15 protein-coding genes are annotated in these 14848 nt (G+C 62.0%); 6 read left to right on the top strand and 9 right to left on the bottom strand.

Annotation, left to right across the window (positions count from 1 at the left end; genetic code table 11):
* The first annotated feature begins 247 nt into the window (after positions 1-247).
* The 6 genes from CAK95_RS07390 (at position 248) to CAK95_RS07365 (ending at position 5835) form a co-directional block, all read left to right on the top strand.
* The gene (locus CAK95_RS07390; RefSeq protein WP_086087331.1) at positions 248-808 is read left to right on the top strand and encodes a F0F1 ATP synthase subunit delta; all 561 of its coding nucleotides are present in this window, start codon (positions 248-250) and stop codon (positions 806-808) included.
* Positions 808-2337 (top strand): F0F1 ATP synthase subunit alpha, encoded by a 1530-nt coding sequence (atpA, locus tag CAK95_RS07385; protein ID WP_086087330.1) that lies wholly within the window; start codon positions 808-810, stop codon positions 2335-2337. The genes CAK95_RS07390 and atpA overlap by 1 nt, the downstream gene beginning before the upstream one ends.
* 151 nt (positions 2338-2488) lie before the next feature.
* Complete coding sequence (locus CAK95_RS07380; protein WP_086087329.1) at positions 2489-3370, top strand: F0F1 ATP synthase subunit gamma; 882 nt, start codon at positions 2489-2491, stop codon at positions 3368-3370.
* A gap of 13 nt (positions 3371-3383) precedes the next feature.
* Entirely contained in the window at positions 3384-3788 is a 405-nt protein-coding gene (locus CAK95_RS07375) for an organic hydroperoxide resistance protein (RefSeq protein WP_086087328.1), read from the top strand.
* Between the two features lie 17 nt (positions 3789-3805).
* A complete protein-coding gene (atpD, locus tag CAK95_RS07370; protein WP_086087327.1) occupies positions 3806-5248 on the top strand; it encodes a F0F1 ATP synthase subunit beta in 1443 nt (480 codons plus the stop codon).
* Between the two features lie 167 nt (positions 5249-5415).
* Positions 5416-5835 carry a F0F1 ATP synthase subunit epsilon gene (locus tag CAK95_RS07365; RefSeq protein ID WP_086087326.1) on the top strand — a complete coding sequence of 140 codons (420 nt, stop codon included), beginning with the start codon at positions 5416-5418 and terminating at the stop codon, positions 5833-5835.
* A 215-nt stretch (positions 5836-6050) separates the two neighbouring features.
* Here CAK95_RS07365 and CAK95_RS07360 read toward each other — a convergent pair whose 3' ends face one another.
* The 9 genes from CAK95_RS07360 to CAK95_RS07320 form a co-directional block, all read right to left on the bottom strand.
* A complete protein-coding gene (locus CAK95_RS07360) occupies positions 6051-6845 on the bottom strand; it encodes a tellurite resistance TerB family protein (RefSeq protein WP_086087325.1) in 795 nt (264 codons plus the stop codon).
* A 258-nt stretch (positions 6846-7103) separates the two neighbouring features.
* Positions 7104-7607, bottom strand: coding sequence for an RNA pyrophosphohydrolase (locus CAK95_RS07355; RefSeq protein ID WP_086087324.1), 504 nt, complete (start codon positions 7605-7607; stop codon positions 7104-7106).
* 89 nt (positions 7608-7696) lie between these two features.
* On the bottom strand, positions 7697-8869 hold the full coding sequence (locus tag CAK95_RS07350; protein WP_086087323.1) for a divergent polysaccharide deacetylase family protein: 1173 nt from the start codon (positions 8867-8869) through the stop codon (positions 7697-7699).
* A gap of 234 nt (positions 8870-9103) precedes the next feature.
* Positions 9104-10447 (bottom strand): S41 family peptidase, encoded by a 1344-nt coding sequence (locus CAK95_RS07345; protein WP_086087322.1) that lies wholly within the window; start codon positions 10445-10447, stop codon positions 9104-9106.
* Positions 10444-11724: a murein hydrolase activator EnvC family protein gene (locus CAK95_RS07340; RefSeq protein ID WP_342587997.1), complete on the bottom strand. Its 1281-nt coding sequence runs from the start codon at positions 11722-11724 to the stop codon at positions 10444-10446. The genes CAK95_RS07345 and CAK95_RS07340 overlap by 4 nt, the downstream gene beginning before the upstream one ends.
* A gap of 135 nt (positions 11725-11859) precedes the next feature.
* Positions 11860-12342, bottom strand: coding sequence for a 23S rRNA (pseudouridine(1915)-N(3))-methyltransferase RlmH (gene rlmH / locus CAK95_RS07335; RefSeq protein ID WP_086087320.1), 483 nt, complete (start codon positions 12340-12342; stop codon positions 11860-11862).
* Positions 12343-12358: 16 nt separating this feature from the next.
* On the bottom strand, positions 12359-12796 hold the full coding sequence (gene rsfS, locus CAK95_RS07330; protein WP_425349700.1) for a ribosome silencing factor: 438 nt from the start codon (positions 12794-12796) through the stop codon (positions 12359-12361).
* A gap of 76 nt (positions 12797-12872) precedes the next feature.
* On the bottom strand, positions 12873-13532 hold the full coding sequence (locus CAK95_RS07325; protein ID WP_086087319.1) for a nicotinate-nucleotide adenylyltransferase: 660 nt from the start codon (positions 13530-13532) through the stop codon (positions 12873-12875).
* A gap of 13 nt (positions 13533-13545) precedes the next feature.
* The gene (locus CAK95_RS07320; RefSeq protein ID WP_086087318.1) at positions 13546-14838 is read right to left on the bottom strand and encodes a glutamate-5-semialdehyde dehydrogenase; all 1293 of its coding nucleotides are present in this window, start codon (positions 14836-14838) and stop codon (positions 13546-13548) included.
* Between the last annotated feature and the right edge of the window lie 10 nt (positions 14839-14848).

Here is a 14848-nt window from a genome sequence, read left to right as displayed (position 1 = left end):
AAAGGGTCAAAAGACCGTTCCCTTGCGACGATAGGCCCCTCAAAAGCGCGCTTTTTCGCTCCATTCCGGCCTTGCATTATATTGCACCGCCGCGGCTGCCGTGTTAGCAACCGCTCGATTTTGCCGGGGTTCCGGGACTTTTCGTGACGCTCCGCAAGATCGGAATTCCCCTTGAATGCCAACGGTTTGCGCCGCCGTCCGCGCGACGGTACCAAGCTTGCGGATCATCGAATAGCTAAACGGGTCAATGGCAAGCGAACAACCGATTGTCGCTGGTGTGGCGGGGCGTTACGCGACCGCCCTTTTCGACCTCGCGCTGGAAGAGAAGGCGCTGGATAAAGTGCGGGCCGATCTCGACCGGTTCGACGAGCTTGTGGCCGGCAGCGCCGACCTCAACCGCCTGGTGCGCAGCCCCGTCTTTACCGCCGACGAGCAGGTGAAGGCGCTGGAGCCGATCCTGAAACAGGCCGGCATCGACGGCATCTCCGCCAATTTCATCAAGCTGGTCGCGTCCAACCGGCGGCTGTTCGCGATCCGTGGTATCATCAAGGCGTTCCGCGCGCTGGTGGCGACCCACAAGGGCGAGGTGGCGGCCAGCGTTACGGTCGCTGAGCCGCTGTCGGACCAGCATCTCGCGTCGCTCAAAAGCGCGCTCAACGCGGTGACGGGCAAGGATGTCGATCTCCAGGTCGAGGTCGATCCGGCCATCATCGGCGGCCTCGTCGTCAAGCTGGGCAGCCGGATGGTCGATAGCTCGCTCCGCACCAAACTCAATTCGATCAAGACTGCCATGAAAGAGGCTCGCTGATGGACATCCGCGCCGCAGAAATTTCCGCGATCCTGAAGGATCAGATCAAGAATTTCGGTCAGGAGGCTGAGGTCTCCGAAGTCGGCCAGGTGCTGTCGGTCGGTGACGGCATCGCACGCGTCTACGGCCTCGACAATGTCCAGGCCGGTGAGATGGTCGAGTTCGAGAACGGCACCCGCGGCATGGCGCTGAATCTCGAAAGCGACAATGTCGGTATCGTTATTTTCGGCGCCGACCGCGAGATCAAGGAAGGCCAGACCGTCAAGCGCACCGGCGCCATCGTCGACGCACCGGTCGGCAAGGGCCTGCTCGGCCGCGTGGTCGATGCGCTCGGCAATCCGATCGACGGCAAGGGCCCGATCAAGGCCGACAAGCGCATGCGCGTGGACGTCAAAGCCCCGGGCATCATCCCGCGCAAGTCGGTGCATGAGCCGATGGCGACCGGCCTCAAGGCCGTTGACGCGCTGATCCCGATCGGCCGCGGCCAGCGCGAGCTGATCATCGGCGACCGTCAGACCGGCAAGACCGCGATTGCGCTCGACACCATCCTCAATCAGAAGCCGCTCAACGCCACCGGCGACGAGAAGATCAAGCTGTATTGCGTTTACGTCGCGGTCGGCCAGAAGCGTTCGACCGTCGCGCAATTCGTGAAGGTGCTGGAAGAGCAGGGCGCGCTCGAATATTCGATCGTCGTCGCCGCCACCGCCTCCGATCCGGCGCCGATGCAGTTCCTGGCGCCGTTCACCGGCTGCACTATGGGCGAATATTTCCGCGACAACGGCATGCACGCCGTGATCATCTATGACGATCTGTCGAAGCAGGCTGTCGCCTATCGTCAGATGTCGCTCTTGCTGCGCCGTCCGCCCGGCCGTGAAGCCTATCCGGGCGACGTGTTCTATCTCCACTCCCGCCTGCTCGAGCGCGCGGCGAAGATGAATGACAGCCTCGGCGCAGGTTCGCTGACCGCGCTGCCGGTCATTGAAACCCAGGCCAACGACGTGTCGGCCTATATTCCGACCAACGTGATTTCGATCACCGACGGCCAGATCTTCCTGGAAACCGACTTGTTCTATCAGGGCATTCGTCCGGCGGTGAACGTCGGTCTGTCGGTGTCGCGCGTTGGTTCGTCGGCGCAGACCAAGGCGATGAAAAAGGTCGCCGGCAAGATCAAGGGCGAGCTCGCGCAGTATCGTGAAATGGCGGCGTTCGCGCAGTTCGGCTCCGACCTCGATGCCACCACGCAGCGTTTGCTGAATCGCGGCTCGCGTCTGACCGAATTGCTGAAGCAGCCGCAATTCTCGCCGCTGAAGATGGAAGAACAGGTCGCGGTCATCTGGGCCGGCACCAACGGCTATCTCGATCCGCTGCCGGTCAACAAGGTGCGCGCGTTCGAAGACGGCCTGTTGAACTTGCTGCGCAGCAAGCATGCCGATCTTCTGAATACGATCCGCGACTCGCGCGATCTCGACGATGCCTCGGCGGCCAAGCTGAAGGGTATCGTGGACGGTTACGCCAAGTCGTTTGCGTGAGTTTTTCCCTCCCCTTGAAAAGGGGAGGGTGGTCGGCGAAAGCCGACCGGGTGGGGTTCGCCTCGCCTGAAGACCCCCACCCGGCGAGCTTTGCTCGCCGACCTCCCCCTTTCTGGGGGAGGTAAGGAAGAGAGCTAGGACTGATAGGGCAATGGCCAGCCTCAAAGACATGCGCGTGCGCATCGCCTCGACCAAGGCGACGCAGAAGATCACCAAGGCCATGCAGATGGTCGCGGCATCCAAGCTGCGACGCGCACAGGCCGCGGCCGAAGCGGCACGCCCGTTCGCCGAACGCATGGAAAAGGTGCTCGGCAATATCGCCGGGGCCGTCACCGATCTCGCCACCGCGCCGAAGCTTCTCGGCGGCACCGGCAACGACCAGGTTCATCTCCTCGTCGTCTGCACGGCCGAGCGCGGTCTGTGCGGCGCTTTCAATTCGGCGATCGTCCGTCTTGCGCGCGAAAAGATTGCGGAACTGACTGCCGCCGGCAAGCAGGTGAAAATCCTCTGCGTCGGCCGCAAGGGCTACGACCAGCTTCGCCGTAACTACGAGAAGTCTATCGTCGAGCTGATCGAGCTGCGCGGCGTCAAGAATGTCGGCTTCACCGATGCCGACACCATTGCCAAGAACATCGTCGACCGCTTCGAGAAAGGCGAGTTCGATATCGCGACTTTGTTCTTCTCGCGCTTCAAATCGGTGATCGCGCAGATCCCGACCGCCACGCAGATCATCCCGCCGTTGCTGCCGGAAAAAGCCGACAACGGCGGTCAGGCGGACACAACCTACGAATACGAGCCGGAAGAGGCCGAAATCCTCGACGAATTGCTGCCGCGCAACCTGGCGATCCAGGTGTTCCGCGCGCTGCTGGAAAATGCCGCGTCCGAGCAGGGCGCGCGCATGAGCGCGATGGACAATGCCACGCGCAATGCCGGCGACATGATCAAGAAGCAAACGATCACCTATAACCGCACCCGTCAGGCGATGATCACGAAAGAACTGATCGAAATCATTTCCGGCGCCGAGGCCCTGTAGAGGAGATTGGCGAATGGCTTATTCGATCTCTGCAACCACCAAGGGCGGCCGCAATGGCCGCGCGATTCTCGAAAATGGTGGTCTCGCGCTGGCCATGGCGCTGCAAAAGGAATTTGGCGGCAACGGCGAGGGCCACAATCCGGAGCAGCTTTTCGCGCTCGGCTGGTCGGCCTGCTTCGGTCAGGCGATTCTCGCGCTCGCCAAGAAGCACGATCTCGACGGTCAGGATGCGCGCGTCACCGTTGCGCTGTCGATGGACAAGGATGAGATCAGCTTCGGCTTCAAGGCCGAGATCAAGGTGACGATCCCTGGCGCCGACAAGGCCAAAGTTCAGGCGCTGGTCGAAGACGCCCACAAGATTTGCCCCTATTCGCGCGCCACGCGCAACAACGTGCCGGTCACGCTGACCGTCGTTTGAGTTTCAAGGAGACTGATATGGTCACAGCCACTGCAGGCAAACCCAACAAGACCGGAAAGATCACGCAGGTGATCGGCGCCGTCGTTGACGTGCAGTTCGACGAGCATCTGCCGGCCATTCTGAACGCGCTGGAAACCGAAAATAACGGCCAGCGCCTGGTGCTCGAAGTGGCCCAGCATCTCGGTGAGAACACCGTTCGCACCATCGCGATGGACACCTCGGAAGGTCTCGTGCGTGGCCAGGACGTGCAGGATACCGGACTGCCGATCGAGGTTCCGGTCGGCGTCGGCACCCTCGGCCGCATCATGAATGTCGTCGGCGAGCCGATCGACGAAGCCGGTCCGATCAAGGCCGAAGCCAAGCGCGCCATCCATCAGGATGCGCCGCTCTACACCGATCAATCGACCGAAGCGGAAATTCTCGTCACCGGCATCAAGGTGGTGGATCTGCTCGCGCCTTACGCGAAGGGCGGCAAGATCGGCCTGTTCGGCGGCGCCGGCGTCGGCAAGACCGTGCTGATTCAGGAACTGATCAACAACGTCGCCAAGGCGCACGGTGGTTACTCCGTGTTCGCCGGCGTCGGCGAGCGGACGCGTGAAGGCAACGATCTCTATCACGAGTTCATCGAATCCGGCGTCAACAAGAAGGGCGGCGGCGAAGGCTCTAAGTGCGCCCTTGTGTACGGTCAGATGAACGAGCCGCCTGGAGCGCGCGCGCGCGTCGGTCTGTCAGGTCTGACGGTCGCCGAACATTTCCGCGATCAGGGTCAGGACGTGCTGTTCTTCGTCGACAACATCTTCCGCTTCACGCAGGCGGGTTCGGAAGTGTCGGCGCTGCTCGGCCGTATTCCTTCGGCGGTGGGTTATCAGCCGACGCTCGCAACCGACATGGGCGCTTTGCAGGAGCGCATCACCACCACCAACAAGGGTTCGATCACCTCGGTGCAGGCCATTTACGTTCCGGCCGACGACTTGACCGACCCGGCGCCTGCAACATCATTCGCGCACTTGGATGCGACCACGGTGTTGTCGCGTGCGATTTCGGAAAAGGGCATCTATCCGGCGGTGGACCCGCTTGACTCGACCTCGCGCATGCTGTCACCGCTGATCGTCGGTGAAGAGCATTACGCGGTGGCCCGTCAGGTGCAGCAGATCCTGCAGCGCTATAAGGCGCTTCAGGACATCATCGCCATTCTCGGCATGGACGAGCTTTCGGAAGAGGACAAGATCGCGGTCGCACGCGCCCGCAAGATCGAGCGCTTCCTGTCGCAGCCGTTCTTCGTCGCGGAAGTGTTCACCGGCTCGCCGGGCAAGTTCGTCGAACTCGCCGACACCATCAAGAGCTTCAAGGGCCTGTGCGAAGGCAAGTACGATTACCTGCCGGAAGCAGCCTTCTACATGGTCGGCTCGATCGAAGAAGCGGTCGAGAAGGGCAAGCGTCTCGCGGCGGAAGCGGCGTAGTTTCTTTACCCTCCCCCTTGTGGGGAGGGTCGACCGCCGGAGCACAGCGAGGGCGGTCGGGGTGGGGGTCCTTGCGATACGGATTTTCGTTCGCTCCGTGACCACCTCCCTCCCCACCCCTCCCCCACAAGGGGGGAGGGAGATGAGAGAGCGGAGCAAATTCTATCATGGCCACTTTTCATTTCGATCTCGTCTCGCCTGAAGAGCTCCTCATCTCCGGGGAGGTCGAGCAGGTGGACATTCCCGGCGCCGAGGGCGATTTCGGCGTCCTGGCCGGTCATGCGCCGCTGGTGACGACGCTGCGTCCGGGCATCATGACGATCAAGCGCAACGGCAGCGAAGAGAAGGTCGTGATCTTCGGCGGCTTTGCCGAAGTGTCACCGACCGGTCTGACGGTGCTGGCCGATGTCGCAACGGCGGTTGAGGATTTCGACAAGGCTGTGCTGGCGGCGCAGATCAAGAAGAGCGAAGAGAAAGTGAAGAAGCTCGAAAACTCTGACGGCGGATCCGCGCTCGACAGGGAGATTTCGCGCCTCGATCACTTCAAGTGGCTCGATTTCCATCTCACCGGCACGGCGATGCATTGATCGGCGAAAGCCGGAGGCGCAAACAAAAAGGCCGGGCATTGCCCGGCTTTTTTTATTTGAAGTCTTTACCCTCCCCCTTGTGGGGAGGGTCGATCGACTGAGCAGAGCGAAGGAGATCGGGGTGGGGGTAGCTGCGATTTGATAAGAACGACGACCCCCACCCCGCCTCGTTTCACTCGGCGACCCTCCCCACAAGGGGGAGGGTAAAGAAGCAGTCATCTCGCCATTGCCGGATCTTTCGCCGGCACGGTCGCGCCCTCGACGCTCGCATGCAAATGCTTCACCAGCGCATCGTCGAGATTGAGCCGCGCTGCGAGCAAGCCGAGATAGGCGCGCTCGGATGGATTATCGACGTCGATCGCGAGCAACGACGCCGTATAGATGCTCGCCGCCTCTTCCGGCGTGCGCGCCGCGTCCGCAACAGCATCGACATCGAGCGGCCTCCGCATTTCATCGATGACAAAAGCCTTGTCGTCGGCATCGAGCGGCAGCTTGTCCATCTCGGCGAAGATCGCGGCCTGTTCTTTCGCATCGACATGGCCGTCGGATTTTGCCGCGGCGATCATCGCCCGCAGCAAATGACGGCTGAGCGATTGCTGTTCGGCTTCGCGCGCGGGGAGAAAAGGCGTGTCAGCCGGCGGCGGCGGCAACGTTGATGGCACAGTCGATTGCGTCACGGTCTTGCCGCTCTGCCAGTTCTGATAAGCCTTGTAGGCGAGCGCACCGACAACGGCCATGCCGCCGAGCTGCAACGCGCTGCCGGCCATCCTGCGGCCCGACTTTGAGCCCATCAGCAATGCGGCAAGGCCGCCGGCGAGGGCGCCGCCGCCAATGCCGCCGAGATTGCTACCCAGCATGTTGCCAAGACCGTTGCTCAGTCCGCCGACCATGTCGCCGACGCCCCTCTGAGGTCCGCTCTGCTGCTGTTGCGGCACACCTCCGCGATGGTCGGGCATATGCTGGCTGGGCGCACCCATGAACTGATCGAGCAGGCGTTTCGCGTCGAGCATCGTTGTCTCCGTTGAATCGGAAGACCCACTATGTTCGCGCGTTGTCGACTTCACGGCACGCCAATGCGGCGAATTGCCTCGCCGAATTTCTATGACGTTTGTTTTTGGTGGTGATGTGACCCATCACCGTTCGTCCCCGCGAAAGCGGGGACCAGAAATGCAGCAACGTCTTTTTCGTTATGCGCTGGGTCCCCGCTTTCGCGGGGACGAACGGAGATAATTGCAAAGCGACGTTGTTCTTCGAGGCTTGCGGAGTCCTCAGGCGAACCGCGAAAATTCCTTCACGACGGTTTCATAGACCGGACGCTTGAACGGGATAATGAGTGAAGGAAGATTGCGCATCGGCTCCCAGCGCCATTCGACGAATTCCGGCTTGTGACCGCCGGCCGGATTGAGAATGTTGATTTCCTTCTCGTTGCCGGTGAAGCGGAACGCAAACCACTTCTGTTTCTGACCGCGATATCGTCCCTTCCAGGCCTGACCGGCAATGTTGGCGGGAATGTCATAGGCGAGCCAGTCCGGAATCTCGGCAAGCTTCGTGACCGAGCGGATGCTGGTTTCTTCCTGCAATTCGCGCAGCGCCGCTTCATAAAGATCCTCGCCCTCGTCGACGCCGCCCTGCGGCATCTGCCACGCATGGATGGCATCGACATGTTCGGGTCCGTCGAGCCGCCGGCCGATGAAGACCTGGCCGCTGCGGTTGAGCACCATCATGCCGACGCAGGGACGATACGGCAGCTTCTCGAAATCTTCTTTCCTCATGCAGAAATTTTGCCGGGCGTCTGTGTCATTTGCAAGAACGCCAGGACCAAGTCGTCCTCGCCTGGCGGCGCAGACGACCGCTGAAGTGATCAGCTCGACCGCGCCTTCACCGCAACGGTGCTGACCGGAACCAGCGTGATGCCGCGGGATTGCGCGGCTTTCGCCCATTTGGCGATACGGTCGATGCTGGCCGGCAAGGCGGAGGAATAGCCGACGGCGATGCCGCGCTCGCGCGCAGCCGATTCCAGCCGCCGCAGCGCGTTATCGATCTCGGCCGCACTCGGCACCGCGTCGATGGCGACGTCCGACTTCACGAACGGCAATTTGTTGGCGCCGGCAATCTGCCCGGCGACGCTGCGCGGCGAGGATGCATCGTCGACATAGATCAGACCGCGGCGTGACACTTCGCGCAGCACCGGTGCGAGCGCGTTGTCCGAGGCGGTGAAGCGCGCGCCCATGTAATTGGTGATGCCGACATAGCCCTGCATGCGGCTGAACAGCCAATGCAGGCGGTCGACATTTTGCTCGGGGGACAGAGACGACAACAAGGTCTGCGGACCTGGATCGTTGTCGGGATAATCGAACGGCTCCATCGGAATCTGGAGCAAGACCTCATGCCCCTTGTCACGTGCGCGACCGGCCAGCGTGTCGAGCTCGCTGCTATAGGGCGTGAAGGCGAAGGTCACTGCGCCAGGCAATTTCGACAGCGCATCGGCGGTGCTGGAGGCGCTGACGCCAAGGCCGCCGACGATGATAGCGACCTGCGGACCGTCCGGCGCGCCCTTTTCCGATATCGCCGCTTTGTGAGCATAGGCATCGGCGGGGCGGGTGCCGTCCGGTGCGATCCGTGGAATCTGCCCGTGACGCGATGTCTCGAGCAGCCGTGTTTCGGCCGGGGTCCGTTTGCTGTCGGTCGTATTCGGGATCGTGACTTCCTGCCGCTTGCCGCTCGACCCGTCGATGATGGTGATGGTCGTACCAGCCGGCTTGTCCGGCTGCGTCGCCGCTTGCTCATGCATCGGTGCGTCCGGCTTCGGAGCTGGCGGCTTGGGCGCGTTCGCCTCAAGCGATTCCGGTGCGGTGATCGAGACCTTGGCGTGCGGTTCGCCGCCCATCGGGTCCTGCGCGATGATCGCCCACAGCACGAATACCGCGATAATCGCGGCCAATGTCCCCGCAACGGCACGGGTTGCGATGGTCGGCACTGCGAACCGGCGCGGCTTGGACGGCCCTTGGCCGAGGGGGGTGTTCAGTTCATCCACGGCACGATTGCCCGATTACGATGGATTATGACTCCGCAAAGTCCGGCATCGTGCCCTGCGAATCATACCTGCGAGTCTAGAGTGTTTTCGCGCGAGGTGGCTACCGGCCTTCGCCGGCCATAGCCGGCTTCGGATCCCGATTCTGCTGGCGGAAACACAGCCTGCCGGTCCGGCAAAAAGAAACGGGGCGGCCCGAAGACCGCCCCGTCCGTATGTCGTAGGCTTTCGAAGCAATTACTGCTTCGGAGCTTCCGCCCGCTTGCCGCTCGGCGGGAAGGCCGAGTTGGTCACCGTGCCACGGAGAAGGTCAGCCGCCATTTTCAGCGCCTTGTCGTCCTTCGGATCCGGCGGGATATAGGACTGCGAACCGGTCTGCTCGTCACCGTCAGCCTTGAGGTGGCCGCGCAGCGAGGATTCGCCCTTCGTGTCCGACCGCGCCTTCAGATCGTCCGGCACGTCCTGCAGCACTTCGATGTCCGGCGAGATACCCTTCGCCTGGATCGACTTGCCGGATGGCGTGAAATAGCGCGCCGTGGTCAACCGCAGCGCGCCGTTGCCGGCCCCGAGCGGGATGATGGTCTGCACCGAACCTTTACCGAACGAGCGGGTGCCGAGCACGGTCGCCCGCTTGTGGTCCTGCAGCGCGCCGGCCACGATTTCCGAAGCCGAAGCCGAGCCGCCATTGACCAGCACGATGATCGGCTTGCCCTTGGTCAGGTCGCCGGCGCGGGCGTTGAAGCGCTGAGTCTCTTCAACATTGCGCCCACGGGTCGAGACGATCTCGCCACGCTCAAGGAATGCGTCCGACACCGAGATCGCCTGATCGAGCAGGCCACCCGGGTTGTTGCGCATGTCGATGATGTAGCCCTTCAGCTTGTCGGCCGGAATCTGCGCTGTCAGATCAGCGATGGCCTTCTTCAGGCCGTCGGTGGTCTGTTCGTTGAACTGGGTCAGCTTGATGTAGGCGACATCGTCGCCCTGCACGTTCGAACGCACCGCGCGCACCCGAATGATGTCGCGGGTGATCGAGATCTCGATCGGCTTGTCCTGACCCTTGCGCATCACGCGCAGCTTGATCTTGGTGTTGACCGGTCCACGCATCTTCTCGACCGCCTGGTTCAGGGTCAGGCCCTGCACGGCGTCATCGTCGAGATGGGTGATGATGTCGTTGGCGAGAATGCCGGCCTTGGCGGCGGGCGTTTCGTCGATTGGCGACACGACCTTCACGAGGCCGTCTTCCATCGTCACTTCGATGCCGAGACCGCCGAATTCACCGCGTGTCTGGATCTGCATGTCGCGGAAGCTTTTGCCGTCCATGTAGCTCGAATGCGGATCGAGTCCGGCCAGCATGCCATTGATCGCTGTTTCGACCAGCTTCGCATCGTCCGGCTTCTCGACATAGTCGGAGCGGACGCGTTCGAACACATCGCCGAACAGGTTAAGATTGCGGTACGTGTCCGACGACGCGGCTGCTTTCGCGCTCATGCCGGCAAACATGATGCGGGGTTGCACCGCGACCAGCGTCAGGGCCGCGCCTGCCGCCGCTCCAATGAGGACGAGGATTGTCTTGCGCATCATCCGCGGACCTTCTCACTTTCTTTCTTGGCCCACCACGGGCCGGAATCGACGGGTGTCCCGTCTTTGCGAAATTCAACGTAAAGCACCGGTTGGCTGGTCCCTATGGGAGATGCCGCCGCTACTCGCGCTGTGCCGCTCCCCATTGCTGCGACTGGTTCGCCGGTTAGCACGAATTGACCGATGTCGACGGAAATTCGTTCCATACCAGCGATCACGATATGATATCCGCCGCCTGCATTCAGGATCAAGAGTTGCCCGTAAGAACGAAACGGGCCGGCATAGACCACCCAGCCGTCGCATGGTGCCGTGACCTGTGCCCCGGGGCGGGTCGCAATCGATATCCCGCGTTCGGTTCCGCCGATCCCGTCAGCAGCACCAAAATCGCGAATTTTCACGCCATTCACCGGCATCCGCAGTGAGCCGCGCGTCGATGCAAAAGCGATGGCGGGAGACAGGCGGCCGGGATCGCTGAGCGCAGTCAGAGCCGGTTTGCTCGCGCCCTTTTGATCTTCGGACAGGGCGGCACTTTTCGCTGCGCGTGCGGCACTCTCCAGCCCTTGTTCCAGTCTTGTGACCAGATCTTGCAAATTATCGACTTGCTTGGCCAACACACCGGCCTGAGCGCGCTGTTTCTCCAACGCCTGTTCCGAATTGGCTTGCTGCTTGCCACGTTCTTCGATCAGCAGCGTCATGCGTGCCTGATCGTCAGACAACGATTTCAGATCGGTCGTCAGTTTCGTCCGTTCGCTGGCAATATCCGACCGCAATTTCTGAAGCTGTGTCAGATCCGCCGCCAGCCGGTTAGCCTCTGCTCGCATTTCAGGCACCACCGCACCAAGGACGATTGCGCTCCGAACAGTCTTGGCGGCGTCGTCCGGGCTGACCAGCAAGGCTGGCGGCGGACGGCGACCCATGCGCTGAAGCGCCGCCAATACCTCGGCGATGACGTCTCTGCGATCGTTCAGCGACTGGCGCAATTTGCCTTCCTGCTCTTCCAGCGGAGCCACGCGGCCTTCGGTGGCCGACAGCCGGTCTTCGACCTCGCGCATGCGGGCTGCGGTAGCGATCAGGTCCGCGTTCAATTTCCGGCGGTCGTTGCCAAAGCTTTCGATTTCCGCGCGCAGGCGGGCTTCGGTCTCGGCGGCCCGTTTCTGCTCATTGCGGGCGGCCTCGAGTTCCCGTTCCCGCGCCTTCAGAATGTCATTATCCGCTTGGGTCTCGACGGCAGCTTTTGGGGGGCCGCCGTTTTGCGCGAGAACGGTTCCGCCTCCGCCCATTGAGGCGGCCAAAATGGCAGCCCCGGCAGTGACCCGGCGCAAAACTCGCGCTTTTGTGCAAGACCCGATCATTCGGCTCCGTTCATGCCCCGGAATAGCGGCCTTCTTGTGCCTTTTTGCCGCAGTCAGGCGCTTTTATTCACGGTGATATGGGTGTCCGGACAGGATTGTGACAGCCCGGTAGAGCTGCTCCAAAAGCATAATCCGCACCATCTGATGCGGCCAGGTCGCCGCGCCAAAGCTCAGGACGGTTTTGGCCTTGGAATGCAGACTTTCGGCCAATCCGTCGGCCCCGCCGATGACGAAAGCGACCGCCGGCTGTCCGCCATCGCGCCATTGCCCCAGATGCTCGGCGAAGGCGGCGCTGCTGATCGATTCGCCCCGTTCATCGAGGAGCACGATGGCCGATTTGTCAGGCACGACATTGGCGATCGCGATGGCTTCTTCGAGCTTGCGGCGCTCGGCATCCTGCGCCCGGCTTTCGCGGATTTCGACGATTTCGATATCGCGAATCCCGATATTGCGGCCGGCCTGGAGCACACGTTTCAGATAGCGCGCGGCAAGGTCCGCTTCCGCGCCCTTCTTCATACGCCCGACCGCGAGCACCAGCACGCGCATCGGAGTTCCTTCGCGATCAGTTCGACTTGCGTTGAGCCGGGTTTTGGCCGCCCGCCCACATCTTTTCGATCGCGTAGAAATCGCGGACTTCCGGCCGGAACACGTGAATGATCACGTCGCCGGCATCGATCAGCACCCAGTCGCAATGCGGCTGGCCCTGAACGCGGATGTCTTTCAGTCCGGATTTCTTCAAATGCTCCACGACATCGTCCGCGACAGCGCCGACATGGCGGTTTGAGCGGCCCGAGGCCACCACCATCAGGTCTGCAATCGAGGTTTTGCCGGTGAGGTCGATGGTGACGGGGTCCTCTGCCTTCATCTCTTCGAGACGGTCGAGGACGATTTTCAACGTTTCGGAGGCGTCACGCACCTCGGAAACGGTCTGCGGTACGACAGGTGCACTAGACGTTTCAGGCGTTTTTGCACGAGACCGCGCGGTCGCTTGTGTTGTCAGAGGCCCTTTCCTTCTTACGGTTGCGTTCAAGACGAGACTCAACACTCACGAATGTAGGCACGATGGGTCAGCACTTTCAATGGCCGCTCCCTTCCTTTTCGGCCCGAATCCGGGTCGAGGACAGGTCGGACTTGACCCCGTGCAGATAAACCCAGGCCGGTGCCGGTAAAACCGGCAGCCGTGATGCCTGATTTTCGGGGATTCTGGCTTTGGCGAAGCTGATGGCGGCAGGCCCCGAGGCGGCCTTGAGGCTGAGGCCCCCGCGGTCCACGACCGCGATCGGCAGCATCATGAAGATATCGCGCCAGTGCTTCCAGCGGTGGAAGTCCTTCAAATTGTCCGCACCCATGATCCAGACGAAATGAGTGCCCGGCGATTCTTTCAGCAGCCAGGCGATCGTATCGTATGAATATTTCGCGCCGATGACGGCTTCGAAACCGGTGACATCGATGCGCGGGTGATCGGCCATCGCTTGCGCCATTGCGATGCGCTCGCCGATCGGCGGCAATGCGTTTTTGTCTTTCAGCGGATTGCCCGGTGTCACCAGCCACCACAGCCGATCGAGCTGCAGCTTCTTCATCGCCAGGAGGCTGACCGCGCGATGCGCTTCATGCGGCGGATTGAACGATCCGCCGAACAAGCCGATGCGCAGGCCGGGGGCGTGCGGAGGAAGCGTCACGCGCGCCTTTGTCACGCTCTTGACGAGGGTGCGTGTCGGGCCATCGCCGGGCTTCATAACGGCCACGATGTCACGGCCTTGTCTGTCCCGTGCCGCGCACACGATATTTGAACGATGTGAGTTGCTCGACGCCGACCGGGCCGCGTGCATGCATGCGGCCCGTGGCGATGCCGATTTCAGCGCCGAACCCGAACTCGCCGCCGTCGGCAAATTGCGTCGAGGCGTTATGCAGCACGATGGCGGAATCCACTTCGTTGAGGAATTTCGCCGCTGCGGCCTTATCCTGCGTCACGATCGCGTCGGTATGCTGCGAGCCATAGTGTTCGATATGCGCCATGGCATCGTCGATCCCATCGACAAATTTGGCAGCGATGATGGCGTCGAGAAATTCCTTGCCGAAATCATCGTCGCTGGCCGGCTTCACGCGTGCATCGATTTTCTGAATCGCCGCATCGCCGCGCACTTCGCTGCCAGCATCGAGCAACGCTGTCACAAGGGCCTTGGCAACCTTCTTCGGTGCATTCTGATCGATCAGCAATGTTTCGGCTGCGCCGCAGACCCCGGTGCGCCGCAGTTTTGCATTGAGGATGATCTCCCTGGCCATATCGAGCTTGGCTTTCTTGTCGACATAGACGTGGTTGATACCCTCAAGATGCGCGAAGACCGGAACGCGCGCTTCGTCCTGCACGCGCGCGACAAGGCTTTTACCGCCGCGCGGCACGATCACATCGATGTTGCCGTTGAGGCCTTTCAGCATTTCGCCGACGGCAGCGCGATCACGCACCGGCACGAGCTGGATCGCATCTTCCGGCAGACCGGCGCTTCGCAAGCCGTCCAGCATCGCGGCATGAATGGCGCGCGAGGATCTGTGCGAATCCGAGCCGCCGCGCAGGATCGCGGCATTGCCGGCCTTCAGGCACAGCGCGCCGGCATCGGCGGTGACATTGGGGCGGCTTTCGTAGATCACACCGATGACACCGATGGGCGTGCGCACGCGCTCGATGGTCATGCCGTTCGGCCGCTTCCATTTCGATATCACGTCGCCGACCGGATCTTTCAGCTTGGCGACAACTTCGAGTCCCTCGGCCATGCCTTCGATGCGCTTCTCGTTGAGGATCAGACGATCGAGGAACGAGCCGGTGATGCCCGCGGCCTTGGCATCGGCGACATCGGCTTCGTTGGCGGCGATGATGTCCTTTGTCGTTGCGCGGATTGCCTGCGCCATCGCCAGCAGCGCCTGTTCCTTCTGCTGTGCCGGCGCCAAGGCCAGAACGCGCGCAGCTTTACGGGCTTTCTGACCGATGTCCCGCATGAGGTCGGTCACAGAGGCGGCGGAATCGACGGATTTTAGAGGCGCAGTCATGAGTTCAGGC

This window comes from Pseudorhodoplanes sinuspersici (assembly GCF_002119765.1).
Taxonomy (GTDB): domain Bacteria; phylum Pseudomonadota; class Alphaproteobacteria; order Rhizobiales; family Xanthobacteraceae; genus Pseudorhodoplanes; species Pseudorhodoplanes sinuspersici.
The sequence above is the reverse complement of the archived record's forward strand: the minus strand, read 5'-3'. Positions and strand labels throughout refer to the sequence as shown.

Bases quoted from the DNA above. Each gene is read 5' to 3' on its own strand.
- CAK95_RS07365 (WP_086087326.1), top strand. From the start codon at position 5,416: ATGGCCACTTTTCATTTCGATCTCGTCTCGCCTGAAGAGCTCCTCATC.
- CAK95_RS07360 (WP_086087325.1), bottom strand. From the start codon at position 6,845: ATGCTCGACGCGAAACGCCTGCTCGATCAGTTCATGGGTGCGCCCAGC.
- CAK95_RS07325 (WP_086087319.1), bottom strand. From the start codon at position 13,532: ATGAAGCCCGGCGATGGCCCGACACGCACCCTCGTCAAGAGCGTGACA.
- atpD (WP_086087327.1), top strand. From the start codon at position 3,806: ATGGTCACAGCCACTGCAGGCAAACCCAACAAGACCGGAAAGATCACG.
- CAK95_RS07375 (WP_086087328.1), top strand. From the start codon at position 3,384: ATGGCTTATTCGATCTCTGCAACCACCAAGGGCGGCCGCAATGGCCGC.
- CAK95_RS07345 (WP_086087322.1), bottom strand. From the start codon at position 10,447: ATGATGCGCAAGACAATCCTCGTCCTCATTGGAGCGGCGGCAGGCGCG.
- atpA (WP_086087330.1), top strand. From the start codon at position 808: ATGGACATCCGCGCCGCAGAAATTTCCGCGATCCTGAAGGATCAGATC.
- CAK95_RS07390 (WP_086087331.1), top strand. From the start codon at position 248: ATGGCAAGCGAACAACCGATTGTCGCTGGTGTGGCGGGGCGTTACGCG.
- rlmH (WP_086087320.1), bottom strand. From the start codon at position 12,342: ATGCGCGTGCTGGTGCTCGCGGTCGGGCGTATGAAGAAGGGCGCGGAA.
- CAK95_RS07340 (WP_342587997.1), bottom strand. From the start codon at position 11,724: ATGGGCGGAGGCGGAACCGTTCTCGCGCAAAACGGCGGCCCCCCAAAA.
- CAK95_RS07355 (WP_086087324.1), bottom strand. From the start codon at position 7,607: ATGAGGAAAGAAGATTTCGAGAAGCTGCCGTATCGTCCCTGCGTCGGC.
- CAK95_RS07380 (WP_086087329.1), top strand. From the start codon at position 2,489: ATGGCCAGCCTCAAAGACATGCGCGTGCGCATCGCCTCGACCAAGGCG.
- CAK95_RS07320 (WP_086087318.1), bottom strand. From the start codon at position 14,838: ATGACTGCGCCTCTAAAATCCGTCGATTCCGCCGCCTCTGTGACCGAC.